Below are 18,809 nucleotides of genomic sequence, written 5' to 3' on the forward strand. Positions count from 1 at the left end.
ATGATGGATAGGGGAGGAAGTGATTTTTATCACGGCACTAACCTTTCGTAATCCCCTCCGCTTATTGAAGTCTTACTTTGTGGGTTTATGAAACCTTAAATGCTTTAGCATCGTCCAAAGGACAATGTAGCAGAAAAAAGGAATAGAAAAGAGGGTAGCTATGGAACGAATAGAAAAAGAGGAGCTGTTGGAAGAAGTTATGATAGAACATGGTGATGATTTAGTACGCTTAGCTTTTCATTATGTAAAAGATCAAGAGACCGCCAAAGATATGGTGCAAAATTCTTTTATTAAATGTTATGAGAAAATAGAGCTTTTTCGTTTTGATTCTTCTCTTAAAACATGGCTTTATCGAATTACAATTAACCAATGCAAAGACCATCTGAAGAGTTGGCACGTGAGAAAAGTGAGTGTCAAAAATATATTGGAGCATGCGGTAGCATCGATATTGCCATCCACGGAAGACAAGGTGATTCAGGATGTATCGAATCAAGAAATGAAAAGCTTTGTGCAAACATTATCTACCAATTATCAAGAGGTCATTTATTTATATTATTATAAATCATTCACGATTGCGGAAATAGCAGAAGTGACTGGGTTAAATAATAATACTGTAAAAACAAGGCTAAGCAGAGCAAAGCAAAAATTAAGAAATCTTATGAAGGAGGATCGTATTTATGACTAAAATAGACGATAAAGAATTATTCACTTATTTGGATGATGAAAAGCTGAATTTTACGGAAAAAGACAGGAAACAGACGTTTGATAAAATCTATTATAAGCAACATGCTCAGACTGATCGGAAATACCCTTTTGCTCCGATAGCAGGTTCTCTGCTTGTTATTTGTATTATGCTTGCTTTGTTCATTCCTGGACTAAAGGATGCTATTCAACAGCCAGCCTCAGAGAATAGTGACATGACTTATTCTGTTTTGATAATGGGGAATAGTGAAGAAGACCGACATATGAGAAGAACTAATATTCATATTTTACTAACCTATAATAAAAGTAATAATAGTATGAAACTTTTGTCGCTGCCAAGAGATACGTATGTAAAGATTTTTAATTCTCAAAGGGAAGTAATTGTACAGGATAAACTGCTGCACGCCTCTGCATATAATTCAACCATTAAACCAGTTATGCAAACTGTATCTCATTATCTTCAGGTACCGATAGATTATTATGCCATTGTTTCTGAAGATAAAATCCTTTCGCAATTAGAAATTGATAGAAAACAATTAATCTATAAGGAACCAAGTTTTTCAGATATTCAGACGTTGTTAAATGAAAGTGAGACAGATATACCAAGCGAAATATTCGAAGAACTCCAGAAGGTGAAAAATGGTGTTGGAACAGTGGAGGTTGTCAATATTTCAGATGGCTTACAATTACAATATAAAAACAATCTAGTTTATCAAACAGTTGATGAACATACGTTAAATAATACGAGCGAAATATTGAACCAGCATTTAGAGGGGCAGATAAAAGAATAAGACTGGCCAAACGATTTGATGATTACTTCAAATTGACTTCAAATCGAACATCGATTGTCCGAGCAAAGCGCCAATCGGACAAAACGCCTTGAAACCAAGTTTAAGTTGTCCGATAGAGAGGTCCAATCGGACAACTCCGCATGAAATCAAGCACAAATTGTCCAATAGAAATCCCAGTATGGAGTATTGACACACATATTAGTCATTGCTAATATGATAACAACAAACATATTAGTGAAAACGAATATATGAGGAGGAACAAGATGCTGGCGGTCGATGTCGATACTAAAGTGAAGTTTTTACATGGATTTTCACATAAAACACGCATTCAGATTCTGGAATGTATAAAAAATACGGAAAAAACAGTTTCGCAAATTGTTGAAGATATAGATGGGAATCAGTCTAATATTTCACAGCACCTTGCCTGCTTGAAAGGATGCGGAATCATTGTTGGCAGACAGCAAGGGAAATACATCTATTACAGTTTGCGAAATCAGCAGGTACGAGATCTATTATCCATGTTTGACGATGTGTTGATGGAGGTTCAACAAGATGTAGCAACCTGCGAAAATCATATAGCAGGTGGTGAGTGTTAATGACGGAAAAAGCCAGTATGGAGAAATCCTGCAGTAATTCAGCCCAAAATTCAATGGAAAGAGAATCATGCTGCAGCAGTAAACAATCTGATCAGACATTTTCCGTAATCAAGGAGAATGATTCTTCCTGCAACAATCAATCGGAAGATATAGAAACGGACTGCTGTAGTAATTCCGGGAACTCTGAGCCTGCAGAAGTAAATATCCAAGGCGAGCAACAGGAATACCGTATATCCGGAATGGATTGTCCTTCTTGCGCCTTAACGATCGAAAAAGGGTTAAATAATGTAAATGGTATTGAGAAGGCGACGGTCCATTACAATACAGGTAAGTTAAAAGTTGTTGGCAAGGTTGCCGAGGTGGAGAAGGTTGTGCAGAAGCTAGGTTTTACTGCAGAACCTATCAATCACAGCAAAAATATAAAAACTTATCATGTCGAAGGAATGGATTGCGGCAGCTGTGCTCAAAGTATAGAAAACCATTTAAACAGTGTTGCAGGTGTGGCAAATGCTAGTGTCAGTTTTTCGACGGGGAAAATGAAAGTGGATCATGAAATAAGTGTAGAGGACATTGTTTCCGAAGTGAAGAAAATTGGTTACAAAGCGATCCCAATAGAGGGCCGTGCAAAGGAGACGGAAGCTAAATCACATAATGAATATCGTCCAATCGTATTTTCTGGAATATTAATTGCTCTTGGTTTTATCGGATCATTTACAATTCTGTCACCTATTATTTCAACCCTTTTATATGCGATTGCAATGGTGATCAGTGGTTATAAGCCTGTCAAGAGTGCTTTTTTTGCTGTGAAAAGTCGTTCGTTGGATATGAATGTACTGATGTCTGCGGCTGCGATTGGTGCAGCAATAATAGGAGAATGGTTTGAAGGCGCAACCGTTGTCTGGTTATTTGCTTTAGGAACTGCACTGCAAAATCAATCGATTGAAAAAACACGAAAATCGATTCAGAATTTAATGGAGCTTGCACCAGCAGAGGCTTGGATCAAGGTCGGTTCTGAATTGAAAAAGAAACCGGTAGAAGACATTCGAGTAGGAGAGACTGTGATTGTTAAACCGGGTGATCGTATTCCGCTAGATGGTGACATCATAGAAGGTGAAACAAGTGTGAATCAGGCTCCGATTACTGGTGAATCGATACCAGTAGACAAAAACAGCGGTGATAGTGTTTATGCTGGTACGATAAATGAAAGTGGTTCAATAGAAGTAAGAGTAACGAAGCTGGTGGAAGATACAGCGATCGCCAAAATCATTCATTTGGTGGAAGAAGCGCAAGAACAAAAAGCACCTACTCAGGCTTTTATCGATAAATTTGCTAATATCTATACGCCAATCGTTTTTGCTTTGGCTTTAGTGGTCATTGTCTTTCTGCCATTATTTGGATTCGGGAGCTGGGGAGAATGGATTTATAAAGGTCTTGCATTACTAGTAGTCGCCTGTCCTTGTGCCTTAGTCATATCGACACCGGTTGCTATTGTTTCTGCGATTGGTAATGCGGCAAAAAATGGCGTATTGATAAAAGGCGGAACATTTCTGGAGAAGGCTGGAGCAATTAAAGCGATCGCCTTCGACAAAACAGGTACGCTTACGGAAGGGAAGCCGGTTGTCTCTGATGTAAAAGTGATAACCCAATCCGAACACGAGCTGCTATCGATTGCGTTCACCCTAGAAAATTATTCGACGCATCCTATTGCAAAAACAATCGTAGCTTATGCCAAGGAAAAGCAAGTCCAGGTTAAACAAGGTCAATTATTCAAAACGATTACCGGTAAAGGCGTGCAGGCAACGATTGATGGAAAGTTATATTTTGCCGGGAATCTGAAACTGTTTGAAGAATTAAATGTACCGTTAGATGCGATGAAAAGGGAGATACAGGAACTACAAAGTCAAGGTAAAACCGTTGTAGTGATCGGTACCGAAACGAAAATCACCGGGATCATAGCAGTATCGGATAGCCTTCGTCCTGCAACAGCAAGTGCTTTGAAAGAATTAAAAGGTGCCGGTGTAGACGAAGTGGTTATGTTAACAGGAGATAACCAAGGCACAGCAAAAAGAATAGCTGACGAGGCTAGTGTTACACGCTACTTTGCTGAACTAATGCCTGAAGATAAAGTGAACGTTATTAAACAGCTGAGATCAGAAGGTTACCATGTTGCGATGGTCGGTGATGGCATTAATGACGCTCCAGCCTTGGCAACTTCTGATTTAGGCATCGCCATGGGTGGTGCCGGTACAGATACGGCAATGGAAACAGCGGATATTGTACTGATGGCAGATAATTTAGAAAAACTGCCGCATACGATGAAATTAAGCAGAAAAGCATTAGCTATTATTAAACAAAATATTTGGTTTTCGTTAATTGTGAAGCTAATTGCTTTCGTGCTTATTTTTCCAGGATGGCTTACACTCTGGATGGCTGTATTAAGCGATACAGGTGCAGCGTTAATTGTTATTTTGAATGCACTGCGGCTAGTGAAATTTAAAGAGTAATAGAAACACTCATAGAACAGGAGTATGTTCTATGAGTGTTCTTTATACTTTAAAGAATATAATATTTTAGCGTGAAGAAGACCACGGTTTAGAGAATTTAACATGTACAAAGTAAATATGAATGATTTACCCTTCACTAAAATCCACAAGTGAAAACTCGCTGCACTTTCATATACCGCAGCATAACCCGTGCGTGGTGACCTTCTTCGGTAGGTCTGCCTGCTAAGTAGCGAAGTCGTTGGATGAAAGCTTCATCACATGCACAACGGTCACCTGAATAAAGGTAACATTCATCGTGTGCTTTACAGGCAGCATCTGCTTCGTTGATCGGTGCTCCAGGACCACTGCATCCAGGACCGCACCAGCGATAACCAGGAAATATACACAACTTAGGTTTTCTTACATGGTTTTGGTTGTACAAAGATCTCACCTCCATTGTCTATGAATATTTCATTAGTACCAGTATATGAATGATTGTGTCTGTATGACTGGTTGAATGGCCATCGAGATCAATAAAAAAACGCCGGAACATTAACATAATTATAGGTGAAAGATAACAAACCATATACCTAAATGCTAGTTGACAAGGTTAATAGAAAGTGATACATTTTATCCATTAACGTTTCATGAAGAATGGATTGTTACTGACACGATCAGGCATTACCATGTTTTATAATACACTTCCGTATGTTTTAGAATGCGTTCTGGAAGATGGAGGAATGCCCTTTGAAGTTTATTAAAGCCTTTAATAACAATGTGGCTTTAGTCGAAGATTCCTCTGGGCTTGAGTGGATTGTAATGGGTACGGGTGTCGGCTTCCAAAAAAAGAAAGGGGATCCAATTGAGGATTCCAGTATTCGTCGTAAGTTTGTAGCGGAACAATCGAATACGCGAAGACCTCTGTTGCAAGTGTTGAAAGAAATGGATTCGGAAGTATTGGATGTTTCGGTTGAAATTATTAAGAATGCGGAATCACAGCTTGGTGTCACCTTTAATAATAATATTTATTTGACCCTTGCCGATCACTTAAACTTTGCTGTGAAGCGGGCGCACGAAAATATTGATTATGCGGATACAAACCGTTGGGAAGTAAAAAATCTATACCCGAAAGAATTCCATGTGGCTAAAGATGCCATTCGTCTGGTGTTCGACCGTCTTGATATACTGTTACCGAAAAGTGAGGAAACTTTTTTAACCTATCACTTTGTAAATGGTCAGCAGACAAAAAAGACGAAAATTGAAGAAACACTAAAAATGACGGAAGTGATCAACCGCATTATTGAAGTAGTGCAGTACCATTTTCAGCTTAAGCTTGATGAAGAATCACTGAATTACACTCGATTTATTACTCATTTGCGTTACTTCTTCATTCGCCAGTATAAACAAGATCCGGTAGATGGAGAAGAAATGGACAAGACCCTTCTAGAAGTGGTCAAAACCAAATATGAAAAAGCGTATCAGGCAGTTGAAAAGATTGCAGCGCTATTGAAGCAGAAATACGGCTGGACCCTTTCATCGAATGAAATGTTGTATTTAACCCTTCATGTATGGCGCGTGACGAATCGTCAAAAAAATGAATAGTATCCTTGTGGATTGTTACTAATATAGATTAGGCATTACCCAAACAGACTTGAGTGCACAAAGCACTGGTCTCTGTTTGGGTATTTTTTTTGGCGAAAAACAAATGAATAAAACAACTGCTTAGCTTAGGGACCGGCTGAACGAGAAAGAGGAGGAGAATAGGATGGCTTCACATAAAGAAGTTGCAAAACAAGTTGTAGACAAAATTGGCGGAGCAAAAAATGTTGATCAAGCATGGCATTGTGTGACAAGACTTCGTTTTAATCTTAACGATAAAGATAAAGTAAATATGGAAGAAATAAAAAATATCGATGGTGTAATGGGAGCGCAATTTTCTGGTGACCAATTCCAGGTCATCATTGGCAACCATGTGTCAGACGTATTTGCTGAGGTAGAGTCATTAGTTGGAGAAAGTGGCGAAGGAAAAAAAAGCGGGGAGAAACAAAATATCGTTTCTTTGATCATGGATTTTATATCCGGAATTTTCACGCCTATCCTACCAGCACTTGCAGGGGCAGGGTTATTAAAAGGTTTTAATGCGTTATTTGTGACAGTAGGATGGCTTTCCGATCAAAGTGATACGTACATGGTTCTGAATGCTATTGGAGACAGTGTCTTTTACTTCTTACCATTCTTCCTTGCAGTATCTACCGCGAGAAAAATGCGTACGAATGAATATTTAGCACTTATTGTGGCTGGTACGTTGATGTATCCAACCTTTATTGATGCTTATAATGCTATCCAGGAAACGGGTAAAGAAACAATTGACTTTTTAGGTTGGGGCATCATAAACATACCGCTATTAAATTATGATACAAGCGTTATACCAATCATTTTAAGCGTTGTTTTATTGAAGTATGTATTTGACTTAGTTAAAAAAGTTATACCATCTGCCATTCAGTTAATGTTTGCGCCGATGATAACTTTTCTTATTGTTATCCCTATTGCCTTATGGATAGTGGGACCATTAGGTACGAATGTAGGTAATTTTGTGTCCGATATATTTAATTGGTTATTTGACTACTCAGGTTTATTTGCGGGACTGTTGCTTGCAGGATTTATGCCACTAATTATAATGACCGGAATGCATTATGCATTTGCTCCAATTGCGATTACCAGTATGGCTACGGTTGGCTATGATGCAATGGTTATCCCGATGATGTTCATTAGTAACGTGGCGCAGGCTGGGGCAGCATTAGGTGTCGCGGTCATAACGAGAAATAAACAAATGAAACAATTAGGTGTGTCAAGTAGTATCTCTGCTGCCATCGGTATTACTGAACCTGCTATGTATGGAGTTAATATGAAGTTGAAGAAACCGTTTGTATTGGCAATGATTTCAGCTGGGATCCTTGGTGCTTTTGCTGGCTGGTATGGATTAAAGGCATATGCGATGGCTGGTATTATAGGAATTTTTGCGATTCCGCTTTTTGCAGATCCGACAGGTGAATCAGCAGGTCTGATCGTATCCGTTATTTTATTCATACTTGCTTTAGTAATTCCATTTATTTTGGTGCTAATATTCCGATTCAAGGATGTAGAAGATAGCAATTTACCAACTGTATCAAAGCCAGAAGAAGAAAAGGAAGAAAAAACTGAAGAAACTGCAGCTGCATCAAAACCAACTGGAAAAGAAATAATGGTGCAATCTCCGTTAAAAGGAACCATTGTACCTTTAACTGAAGTTTCTGATCCTACCTTCTCTCAGGAAATCATGGGGAAAGGAATTGCGATTGAGCCGGAAGAAAATCGTGTCATCGCACCAATTTCTGGGTCTATCATGGTATTTCCGGATTCGAAGCATGCGATTGGCATCAAAGGTGATAATGGTGAAGAGATTTTGATTCATATTGGTATTGACACCGTTTCGTTAAAAGGGGAACACTTCGAAGGATTCATTCAAGAAGGTGATCGTGTGGAAGTAGGACAAGCGCTGGTGGAATTTGATCGGGAGGCTATTCGTGATAAAGACATTCCGACCGTAACGATGATTGTTGTTACAAATACAGCTGAATATCTGGATGTATTGCCGATCACTGAGCAAGGCCCTATCTTTGAGGGTGAACACTTATTAACACTAATAAAATAAGGAATGATGGAGAGTGACAACACGCTGCTCTCCAATTAACATAAAAGGAGAGGATCACGATGACAAAAGAAATAAAAGGTTTTCAGCCAGATTTTTTATGGGGAGGAGCAACTGCAGCCAATCAAGTTGAGGGAGCATTTGACTTAGATGGCAAAGGTCTTTCAACAGCAGATATGGTTAAATATATTCCAAAGGAAGAACGCGGCATCCACAATTTTTCAATGGATGTAACAGCAGACTATATTGAAGAGGTGTTAGCAGGTAAAGTAAATGACCGTTACCCGAAGCGTGATGGTATTGACTTCTATCACCATTATAAAGAGGATATTAAGTTATTTGCAGAGCTTGGTTTTAAAGTATTTCGACTCTCGATTAACTGGGCTCGTATTTTTCCTAATGGCGATGATGCAGAACCGAATGAAGCTGGGCTGCAGTTCTACGATAATGTGTTTGATGAATTAAGAAAATACGATATCGAACCATTAGTTACGCTTTCACATTATGAAACACCATTAGAGCTGTCACGACATTATAATGGTTGGTATAACCGTAAACTGATTGGATTCTTCACCAAATATGCAGAGACTGTGTTTACTCGTTACAAAGACAAGGTGAAATATTGGTTAACTTTTAACGAAATTAATGTTATTACACGTAGTCCTTATACCGGTGGTGGTGTTTTAGTAGATAAAATTCCTGGTAAGACGAAGGATCAAATTGCATACCAGGCTGCGCATCACCAGTTCGTAGCGAGCGCGCTTGCTACGAAATTGGCGCATGAGATTATACCAGATGTACAGGTAGGCTGCATGCTGGCCAGAATGCAAACATATCCACATACAAACAATCCGGAAGATGTGTTGGAAGCACAGCATCAGAATGATCTGAATTTATTTTTCACAGATGTTCATGCCAAGGGAGAATATCCAAGCTACATGAACCGTTATTTTGCTGAAAATGATATCACGATAGAAAAAGAAATCGGTGATGATGAAATCTTGAAGCAATATCCGGTAGATTTCATTTCTTTTAGTTATTATATGTCTGTAACGGTCTCCACTCAAGGAGTACATGATGAAGTAGCTGGGAATATGATCAAGGGTGGTGTGAAGAACGAATACCTCGAAACATCAGACTGGGGATGGCAAATAGACCCGAAAGGATTACGCGTTACATTACGCGATTTTCATAATCGTTATGGAAAGCCATTGTTTATCGTGGAAAACGGGCTAGGCGCATTTGATAAAGTAGAAGATGATGGTGCCATCCATGACCCTTATCGTATTGATTATTTACAGAAGCACATGGAGCAGATGAAAGAAGCAGTGAGAGACGGGGTAAACGTAATGGGATATACAGCGTGGGGGCCGATCGACTTAATCAGTATGTCCACTTCTGAAATGTCAAAGCGTTACGGGTTTATATATGTCGATCAGGACGATGAAGGGAATGGTACATTAAGCCGTTCCAAAAAAGACTCATTCGAATGGTATAAACAAGTGATCGCAACAAATGGTGAATCTTTATAATTAGTAAGGGATGCTAGGATCCAGTGAGGCTGTATAACAAATTACGAACGCTCCAGATATGAAAGTATGGTGTTGTAGAGTTGAAGCAAACTGCGCAGCAATGACACTTTAGCGTTGTGATCATTTTGAAATAGATAATGTGCTGGGATACCGCTCCGTCCAACCAGTCCGCGTACTGCTGGGCACAGCTGAAGCTAGGCTACTGCACGGATCACTTCACTGCTACCTTGCACCGAGGTAGCCTATTTCGAAGCGTTACTAGTAGACGCAGGTGCAGACAAAGTGGATCTCCAGCACCTGCACAATCCCGCGGTAGTCTCCGTGGTTGGCCTACGCTATGGTGCTTGCTCTACAACCGACACTCCAGCTAGTATTTAGAGAGGTATCCATTAGTGTCTATAACTCATAATAATACACAATGCCTAGCACCACTGCTTTTAGCTGTTCCAATCGTTGTAGCACTTCCTCTAAGCGTAGGAAATAGGCGGAGACTCCCGTGGAATCAGCGCGAGCTGAAGATCCACTTGGGAAAGAAAAGAATTTTCTTTCCTAAGTTAGCTGAAGCCGTGCCCACAGGACGCGTAGCCTATTTCCGGAGCTTTGCCAAGCATATCAAAAATGTCAAAATCACCAAATTGAAATAAGCGCTTGTATTACGAATTTGCTTCACAGTATATCCCTACGATACAGAAAGCCGAACATAGCACAAGTCTTCTGATGAGATTTTGTGCATGTTCGGCTTTTAATTAAACCAAGATTCTTTTGTCCAGATCTTGCATTCAGTTAAAACAACGGCTTCAAGTTAAACGTTTCCTTAAATTCATCCATATCTAAATCCAACTGTTTGCAATACTTTTCGACCTGTTCAAAGAAGTCGAAATTTTCATCCACTGGTCTGTCTCTATTCTCAGCGTAAAAGTTAATAAGATCATATAATTCTTGAAACGCTTGTACATTAGTTATTTTTTCCATTATTACCATCCTTTTTTAGCGGTTTGTTAGTTATAAATGGTACCTGATTAACTAAGTATAACTGATGAAGCGGTCCTTAGGCAAAACCAAATATCGATTTGTTTATTTAGACAAAAATGAAAATGCATATAAAAGTTATCGTAGATCTGTCGCTAAATAGAGAGCGAAAAAATGAAACGATTTCACAAATTGCGATAAACCCTTATATAATAAGCGTTTGTTGCAGAAAATAACGTGTGATGTTAGAAAATATGACATAAAACATGAAGAAAAATGACAAAATACATTGGTTTTTTTAATGAAATATGGGCATAATCTTTAGTGTGTTTGGACAAAGAAAATTTGTCGGAATTTTTGTAAACTTATTTTAAAGTTAAAAAAATAATAAAAGGGGAGATTTATTTTGTTGAAAAATAAGAAGTATTTGCTATTGATTTCTATTTGTTTATTATTCGTCCTTGCAGCATGTGGTGGTAACGATGCAGAAAGTGAAGGGACAAGCGGTGATGCAGAGGGTTCTTATGATCCGATTACCATTACCTTCAGTCACAATCAACCTGTCGATAGTCCAGAGGATGTAGGTGCGCAGAAGTTTAAAGAATTAGTTGAAGAGAAGACAGATGGACAAGTAACAGTGGAAGTATTCCCTGCTTCGCAATTAGGTAGTTTGCGTGAACAAGTAGAAGGAACGCAAATTGGTGAAATTGATATAACGATGCAACCATCAGCAGTAGTTTCTCCTTTTGTTGATGATATTAAAGCGGTAGATCTCCCTTACTTGTGGCCAGCTGATGCAGAGCAAATGTATGAAGTGTTAGATAGTGAAGTAGGAGACGAGTTACTCGGTACTTTAGAGCAAGGTGGATTTAAAGGACTTGGCTTCTGGCCAGGTGGTTATAAGCTATTCACAACAAATGGTATTGAAATTCATGAACCGTCTGACTTTGAAGGTGTGACGATGAGAACGATGGAATCACCAATTCTTCTTGCGCAGTATGAAGAATGGGGAGGAAATCCGATCCCGGTTCCATACGCAGAATTGTATAACTCCTTGCAGCAAGGTGTGGTGGATGGACAAGAAAATCCATTGCAAACGATTTACTTGAACAATTTCTATGAAGTACAAGATACAGTAATTGAAAGCTATCACGGTGGAATGAATTACGTATTAATGGCAAATCAGGCTTGGTTCGATGGATTACCAGCAGAAGTGCAGGACGTCATTACTGAATCGGAAGAAGAAGCCAGAAATACAGCACGTCAATCATTGGCTGATACGGAAGAGGAATATCGTCAAAAGATTATAGACTCAGGCGTGACTTACTATGAGCTTACACCTGAAGAAATCGAAGTATTCCGAGAAGCATCACTTCCTATTCATGAAGAGCATTATAGCGAAGGTGACCAGCAGGAATTACTGCAAAAAATTTATGACAAAATTGATGAAGTAACAGCGGAATAAGTTGAGGGTAGGGACTTCCAATCTGGTAGTCCCTGTTATCCTATTTACAACTGAGCGAATTTCACTTGTGGAATTGGTGACGCATATCTTTCTCAGCAAATGATCGGGAGGATACTATGAAAATAATTGCAAAAATTGAAGAGTTTTTTATCGCTTTTACATTGTTAGTCGTTACTGTTTTATTATTTGTAAATATTATTTTGCGTTACGCTTTTGCCAATAATACGACTTGGGCAGAAGAATTTATTCGTTACGGAATGATCTGGATTACGTTTATCGGTGCGAGTGTTTGTTTCAGAAGAGGGTTGCACGTAGGTGTAGATTTATTGATGGATGTCACGAAAGGTATCGCCAACAAAGCAGTGAAAATCATCGTGCATGTAGCGTCTATCACTTTTATGATTTTCTTAATTAAGTATAGTACAGATTTAGTACTGTTCACTCAAAATACAGGACAAATCACGCCATCCTTGCAAATCCCGCTTCATTACATTTACCTTGCGATACCAATTGGTTCAGCACTATCGCTCATTCATTTGGTTATTCAAACAATTAATATAATTAGAAATAAAGAAGATGTAAACGAGCAAGAACGTTCTGCATTAGAAACTATAAAAGAATAGAGGGTAACAATGGTTTCTTTACTGTTAATACTTATTATTATATTGCTTTTTGCCAGTGTGCCGATTTACGTAGCTCTCGGATTATCATCATTTCTGGCTGTTGTATTCATGAGTGACACCAATCCGATGATTCTTATTCAACGTTTATTCGGCGGCCTTGATCAGTTTGCGTTAATGGCATTGCCGTTTTTTATATTAGCGGCAAATATTATGGATGTCGGCGGATTATCGAAGCGTATTTTGCGTTGGGCGCGTGCCTTTGTTGGTCACATTACTGGCGGGGTGGCGATGACAACTCAAGTTTCCAGTATGTTTTTTGGTGCGCTGTCAGGCTCTAGTCCAGCTACAGTAGTCGCAATGGGTAAAATTATGTACCCAGAGCTGTTAAATAAAAAATACGATAAGAAATTCTCATCTGGTTTGTTAGCATCTGCTGGAGCTGTTTCGCTGATTATTCCGCCAAGTATTACGCTAATTATCTTTGGTTCGGTGACAGGTGTGTCCGTCGGTGATTTATTTATTGCAGGGATTGGCGCGGGGATTATAATTGGACTTTCTTCGATTATATATATTTATATCTACGCAAGAAACAATAACCTGCCAAAAGATAAACGAGCGTCAGGGAAAGAAATGTGGGATGCGACCGTTAAAGCATTTTGGGCGTTATTGATTCCAGTTATTATTCTTGGTGGTATTTACTCGGGAATTTTTACACCGACAGAAGCAGCTGGTGTATCAGCGATCTATGCTTTGTTTGTCAGTACTGTTATTTACAGAGAAATGAACTGGAAAACATTCTATAAAACGTTAGTGGAGTCTGCGATTACCACTGGACAAGTACTTGTATTAGTGGCTGCAGCGCAAGTGTTAGGCTGGATTCTGACAAGAGGTGGAGTACCACAGCAGATCGCTTCTTTTATCTCAGAGAATATCAGTTCGACGATTGTGTTCCTGCTATTAATTAACATTGTCTTATTAATACTGGGAATGTTCATGGAAGGGGTAGCTGCGATTACGATAATAGCTCCTTTAATTTATCCTGCTGCTGTTGCGTTAGGTATTGATCCGGTTCATTTAGGTATTATTATGATTTCGAACCTGGCTATTGGGATGTACACACCTCCGTTTGGAATTAATATCTTTGTGACACAGACGATAACGAAGCTGAACATGATGGAAATGCTGCCAGGATTAGCACGATTCTTTGTCGCGAATGTTATCGCATTACTGATTATCACATATATACCGGAAAGTTCTTTATTCTTAGTGGATTTACTCAATGATTAATTGGTGGGATGTAAATGGCAATTACACTAAAGCAAGCAATGAAAATCGGCGGTTTAAAGAAATGTAGTATCGTGGCAGGAGCAGATGGCATGGGGAAGATGCTCAAGTATGTCACGATCATGGAGGTTCCGGATATCGTTCGTTGGCTCAAAGGGGAAGAACTAATGCTGACGAGTCTGTATCCTATCAAAGACGATGATAATGCCATGAAGCAATTAGTGAAAGAGCTGCATGAGAAAGGGACGTCAGCATTAGGAATTAAGCCGCATCGTTTTATTGATGAGATTCCGCAAGTTATTTTGGATGAAGCGGAGCGATATGGTTTTCCGATTATTGAAATCCCTGAAGAGGTTAGTTATTTGGACATCCTCTCTCCTGTAATGAACGTGATTTTTGATGACAAAGCAATCATTCAAGAAGATTTAGAACACGCTTATAATTTATTGGATGAAATTCGCTTAAACAAGTGGGGCATTGATAAGTTCGCCGAAGCGTTGCATCATTTATTAAAATATGAAATTAAAATTGATAGCTTTGTTCCTTATTTAGAAGTTCCAGATGCTGTAATGGAGTTAGAGCCAATCTCAACCGAACAAATCAGGGAATTAGAAATGATTCAGCGCCCGGTTCGGATGCATCGCTATAACCATACACTTGGTAAAGAACAAGCCTGTATGATAGCGCCGGTCATCATGGATGGTAAATTACTAGGTTCTATTACTAGTATTGGGGTTGAAAAAGGGTTTGTTGAGGTTGACTTAGCAATCTTGGATCGGGCAACGACGACTTTTTCACTGGAAATTATGCGCAAGAAAGTGGCGTACGAATTGGAACAGCAGTATAAGAGTGATTTTTTTCGGGAATTGCTTTTTACACAAATTCAGCATGAGGAGACATTGCTTGAAAAGGGCAAAACTTATGGATTTGATCTGGAAAGGAATTATATTTTTATCTCATTGCAGTACAGTCAAAGTGGCAAAGGGATTCATTTTATCGCAGATATTCTTAACCAGTTGGAATTAATCAGCTCTCGACTGGATCACGACATTATCGTAGGTGCAATGGAGAATGGAGTTCACTTACTATACCCCTCTGCGAACAAAACAAAAGACCGAATCTATCATGATATGGAAGCTATATATCGTGAATTGAATAAACAAATGCAGGATGATTTATATATAGGGGTTGGTCGTGCTGCGTCTGATATTAGCAGCATTAGAGATGGATATGACCAGGCAAAACAAGCGGTCATTCTCGGTCGTACACTCTATGATGCCAAACATATTATCTATTATGAAGAGCTGGGCTTTTATCGTTTGTTAGCTGAAATAAAGAATGTTACCGAGATAAATAAATTTTACGAGGAATCGATTGGTAATCTGATTGAGTATGATAAGCATCATGATCTCGAACTGGTCCACTCGTTAACGACTTACTTTCATAATAACGAATCGATTTCCAAAACAGCCGAGAAACTGTTTATCCATATTAATACGATGAAGTACCGATTGCAACGGATCAAGGTGCTGACGAATTTAGATGTAAAAAAATCAGAAGATAAATTAATTTTACAAATTGGACTGAAAATTCATAATTTCATTCGAAATGATTATCGATTCAGATGAAAAATATCAGAATTTTATGTCTTTTCGGACAAAGTTTTATCATCCCATTTTTGAGACAATATGCTTATACAAAATATTAAATTGATATGGTGTGAGGGATATGAAACGTACAGAAAAACGAATTCAATCTACGCTTGATGCCTTTAATGTAATCGGTGAAACAGAAGAAGGTATACAACGGATTGCTTATACGCATAACGAGAAAGAGGCTCAGGTTTTATTTGCATACCTTTGTAAAAAGGAAGGGATGGACATCAAGGTCGATGCGGTAGGGAATGTCATTGCCAGAAGAGAAGGACGTTTCCGAAGTGCGCCGGCAGTTGCTGTCGGTTCGCACGTGGATACGGTATACACGGGTGGAAGATTTGACGGTATTGCAGGTGTAGTTGCTGGTCTTGAAGTAGTCAGACGCTTAAATGAAAAAAATATTCGTACAGACTATCCTGTTGAGATTATTGCCTTTACCTCAGAAGAATCTTCACGCTTCGGTATGTCAACGATCGGAAGTAAGGCTATGACAGGTAAACTATCGATCGAACAGGCAGTTAAACAAAAAGACAAAGATGGTGTGTCATTAGCAGAAGCAATGAAGCATTATAATTTCGATATTGCCAATGTAAATGAAGCGATCCGATCGAAAACGGAACTACATTCTTTTCTTGAACTCCATATTGAACAAGGACCGGAATTGGAAAAGCAAAATAAAAAAATTGCGATTGCTACAGGAATAGCAGCACCTACTCGTTTGTGTGTCAATGTCAAAGGGATGGCAGCTCATTCTGGAACTACTTCCATGGCTAATCGTAAAGATGCTCTTATAGCGGCATCACAACTCGTTATCATGATAGAGAAATTCGCTCAAGAAGAGAGTCTGCACAAAACAGTAGCGACCGTAGGAGTATTTGAGGTATTTCCTGGAGCTATGAATGTCGTACCAGGTGATGTTGAATTTAAAGTGGATATCAGAGGCTTAAATACTGCATCGAAGCACCGCATTGTCGAACGTATTAAAGAAGAAGCAAGGGCAGTTGAATCGTCTCGCGGTGTGGACATAGAAGTAGACATCATAGGCGATGAGCAACCTGTTTTATTAGATGAAGGAATCCGCCAAGTATTACTTGATGCTTGTAAGGATTTAGGGATGGATCCAATGGTATTCCCTAGTGGCGCAGGACATGATGCAATGAATATGCAGTCTGTTTGTCCAACAGGTCTGATCTTTGTTCCGTCACACAATGGGATCAGTCATAATCCTGAAGAATTTACAGCAATCGAAGATATTGCATTAGGATGCGATTTGTTAGAAAAATGCGTCCTGGAACTTTCTATGGAAAGGGAGATCAATAATGCAAAGACATCTGGCTAACGTATTGTCGAATAAACAAGTAAGCAGCAGATATTGGCATATGGTCGTCGATAGCACGAACTTAAACAAAACGGTAAATCCGGGGCAATTTTTCCAAGTGCGTTGTGCTGATACGTATTTTCCGTTCTTAAGAAGACCGTTAAGTGTTTATCGGATCAATGAGAATACGATTGAATTTCTATATTTGGTAAAAGGACAGGGAACAAGTGCAATGACGAAGATTCAGGCAGGTCATTCGCTTGATATGATGGGACCGGTTGGTGAAGGGTTCAGACTTGATCGATCTGCACAAAATATTTTACTAGTCGCCAGAGGTGTTGGTGTGGCAACGCTGGCAGCTGTTGCCCAGGCGGCTTATCGTCAAGGTGTAAAAAGCTATGCGATAATGTCCGCCAGAAGTCGTGATGATCTGCTAGCGATTGAATTCCTTGAGGATTATGGAGCGGAAGTATTTATTGTGACAGAAGACGAAGGTACCAGTGACGTGGAAAATGTAAAGCGCATCATAAAAGAGGATATCTGTGCGACAACAGTGATTGATGCGATATATACTTGCGGTTCAAGACGACTTTCGAAGTTATCGCAGTCCATTGCAAATGAACTGCATATACCTGGTGAAATTGCATTGGAAGAACACATGGGGTGTGGTATGGGCGCTTGCTTTTCCTGTGTGTGTGATATTCGTGAAGGAGATACAACCAAGTCTGTTCGTGTTTGTACCGAAGGGCCGGTATTCCCGTTGGATAAGGTGGTAATGGAATGACGAGTAGTAAAAATATGCAAGTCACCATTGGCGATTTGACTTTAAAAAATCCTATTATGCCTGCATCGGGCGCATTTGGTCCTGAGATGGAACAAGCACTCGATTTCGATCGGCTTGGGGCGATTGTGCCGAAGAGCATCACCAAATTTCCACAGCCAGGTAATGCGAAGCCAAGGGTGTGTGAAACAAACGGCGGTATGATCAACTCGATTGGTATTCAAAGTAAAGGTGTTGAGCACTTTCTGTCGCACACTATTCCAGCCTTTGAGAAGTATCAGTCACCGATTATTGCCAGTGTGTCAGCTGAATCGATTGAAGAATTTGTGGATGTATCTGCAACGCTTGCCAATCAAGCAAGTATTCGTGGATTGGAATTAAATATTTCTTGTCCGAATTTAAAAGGGGATGGCAAAGCATTTGGGATGGATGCAACAATTACACGCGAACTGATCTCTCAAGTTCGTGAAGTGACGACCAAACCAATTATTGCGAAGCTAACACCAAATGTAACGAGTATTCAGGACATTGCCATCGCAGCGGAACAAGGTGGAGCGGATGGATTGAATGTGGCCAATACAATGCTTGCAATGGCAATAGATGTAGATACAAGAAAGCCTTTGATTGGCAATGTGATGGGCGGTTTTTCAGGACCGGCAGTGAAGCCGATCATCGTCCGTATGATTTATCAGGTCGCCCAGGTCAGTTCTTTACCTATCATTGGCTGTGGTGGTGTCATGAGTGGCCGTGATGCGATTGAAATGATGATAGCTGGTGCCAGTGCTGTACAGGTAGGGACTGCTAGTTTTATTAACCCAACTGCATTAACGGATATTTTAACGGAAATAGAAGAATATATGGAACAGAATGAAATTATTGAAATAGAAGAATTAATTGGATCAATCATTATCTAGAAGGAGGC

16 protein-coding genes are annotated in these 18,809 nt (G+C 39.4%); 14 read left to right on the forward strand and 2 right to left on the reverse strand.

What is annotated here, in order from left to right; genetic code table 11:
- The first annotated feature begins 160 nt into the window (after positions 1-160).
- From MUN87_RS17610 to MUN87_RS17625, 4 genes are all read left to right on the forward strand, one after another.
- Positions 161-685: a sigma-70 family RNA polymerase sigma factor gene (locus tag MUN87_RS17610; RefSeq protein ID WP_244742282.1), complete on the forward strand. Its 525-nt coding sequence runs from the start codon at positions 161-163 to the stop codon at positions 683-685.
- Complete coding sequence (locus MUN87_RS17615; RefSeq protein ID WP_244742285.1) at positions 678-1,493, forward strand: LCP family glycopolymer transferase; 816 nt, start codon at positions 678-680, stop codon at positions 1,491-1,493. The genes MUN87_RS17610 and MUN87_RS17615 overlap by 8 nt, the downstream gene beginning before the upstream one ends.
- A 263-nt stretch (positions 1,494-1,756) precedes the next feature.
- Complete coding sequence (locus tag MUN87_RS17620) at positions 1,757-2,089, forward strand: ArsR/SmtB family transcription factor (protein WP_244742286.1); 333 nt, start codon at positions 1,757-1,759, stop codon at positions 2,087-2,089.
- Complete coding sequence (locus tag MUN87_RS17625; protein ID WP_305037402.1) at positions 2,089-4,593, forward strand: heavy metal translocating P-type ATPase; 2,505 nt, start codon at positions 2,089-2,091, stop codon at positions 4,591-4,593. The genes MUN87_RS17620 and MUN87_RS17625 overlap by 1 nt, the downstream gene beginning before the upstream one ends.
- A gap of 136 nt (positions 4,594-4,729) precedes the next feature.
- On the opposite strand, the gene MUN87_RS17630 is transcribed toward MUN87_RS17625, so the two are convergent.
- On the reverse strand, positions 4,730-5,014 hold the full coding sequence (locus tag MUN87_RS17630; protein WP_244742289.1) for a phospholipase: 285 nt from the start codon (positions 5,012-5,014) through the stop codon (positions 4,730-4,732).
- Between the two features lie 305 nt (positions 5,015-5,319).
- Between MUN87_RS17630 and MUN87_RS17635 the strand changes: the two genes are divergently transcribed.
- From MUN87_RS17635 to MUN87_RS17645, 3 genes are all read left to right on the forward strand, one after another.
- Positions 5,320-6,174, forward strand: a complete 855-nt coding sequence (locus MUN87_RS17635; RefSeq protein WP_244742291.1) for a PRD domain-containing protein — start codon at positions 5,320-5,322, stop codon at positions 6,172-6,174.
- A gap of 163 nt (positions 6,175-6,337) precedes the next feature.
- Positions 6,338-8,263, forward strand: coding sequence for a beta-glucoside-specific PTS transporter subunit IIABC (locus MUN87_RS17640; RefSeq protein WP_244742294.1), 1,926 nt, complete (start codon positions 6,338-6,340; stop codon positions 8,261-8,263).
- Positions 8,264-8,322: 59 nt separating this feature from the next.
- On the forward strand, positions 8,323-9,792 hold the full coding sequence (locus MUN87_RS17645; RefSeq protein WP_244742296.1) for a glycoside hydrolase family 1 protein: 1,470 nt from the start codon (positions 8,323-8,325) through the stop codon (positions 9,790-9,792).
- 783 nt (positions 9,793-10,575) lie between these two features.
- Here the strand turns inward: MUN87_RS17645 and MUN87_RS17650 are convergent.
- On the reverse strand, positions 10,576-10,764 hold the full coding sequence (locus MUN87_RS17650) for a hypothetical protein (RefSeq protein ID WP_244742298.1): 189 nt from the start codon (positions 10,762-10,764) through the stop codon (positions 10,576-10,578).
- 403 nt (positions 10,765-11,167) lie between these two features.
- On the opposite strand from MUN87_RS17650, the gene MUN87_RS17655 reads away from it, so the two are divergent.
- The 7 genes from MUN87_RS17655 (at position 11,168) to MUN87_RS17685 (ending at position 18,801) form a co-directional block, all read left to right on the forward strand.
- Positions 11,168-12,226, forward strand: a complete 1,059-nt coding sequence (locus tag MUN87_RS17655; protein ID WP_244742301.1) for a TRAP transporter substrate-binding protein — start codon at positions 11,168-11,170, stop codon at positions 12,224-12,226.
- A gap of 116 nt (positions 12,227-12,342) precedes the next feature.
- The gene (locus MUN87_RS17660) at positions 12,343-12,849 is read left to right on the forward strand and encodes a TRAP transporter small permease (RefSeq protein WP_244742303.1); all 507 of its coding nucleotides are present in this window, start codon (positions 12,343-12,345) and stop codon (positions 12,847-12,849) included.
- Positions 12,850-12,858: 9 nt separating this feature from the next.
- Positions 12,859-14,136: a TRAP transporter large permease gene (locus tag MUN87_RS17665; RefSeq protein ID WP_244742306.1), complete on the forward strand. Its 1,278-nt coding sequence runs from the start codon at positions 12,859-12,861 to the stop codon at positions 14,134-14,136.
- 14 nt (positions 14,137-14,150) lie between these two features.
- The gene (locus tag MUN87_RS17670) at positions 14,151-15,761 is read left to right on the forward strand and encodes a PucR family transcriptional regulator (protein ID WP_244742308.1); all 1,611 of its coding nucleotides are present in this window, start codon (positions 14,151-14,153) and stop codon (positions 15,759-15,761) included.
- 100 nt (positions 15,762-15,861) lie between these two features.
- Positions 15,862-17,127 (forward strand): M20 family metallo-hydrolase, encoded by a 1,266-nt coding sequence (locus MUN87_RS17675; protein ID WP_244742311.1) that lies wholly within the window; start codon positions 15,862-15,864, stop codon positions 17,125-17,127.
- On the forward strand, positions 17,108-17,890 hold the full coding sequence (locus tag MUN87_RS17680; RefSeq protein ID WP_244742314.1) for a dihydroorotate dehydrogenase electron transfer subunit: 783 nt from the start codon (positions 17,108-17,110) through the stop codon (positions 17,888-17,890). The genes MUN87_RS17675 and MUN87_RS17680 overlap by 20 nt, the downstream gene beginning before the upstream one ends.
- Positions 17,887-18,801 carry a dihydroorotate dehydrogenase gene (locus MUN87_RS17685; RefSeq protein ID WP_244742316.1) on the forward strand — a complete coding sequence of 305 codons (915 nt, stop codon included), beginning with the start codon at positions 17,887-17,889 and terminating at the stop codon, positions 18,799-18,801. The genes MUN87_RS17680 and MUN87_RS17685 overlap by 4 nt, the downstream gene beginning before the upstream one ends.
- The last annotated feature ends 8 nt before the right edge of the window (positions 18,802-18,809 follow it).

Origin of the sequence: Gracilibacillus salinarum, from assembly GCF_022919575.1 — a bacterium.
GTDB lineage: Bacteria > Bacillota > Bacilli > Bacillales > Amphibacillaceae > Gracilibacillus > Gracilibacillus salinarum.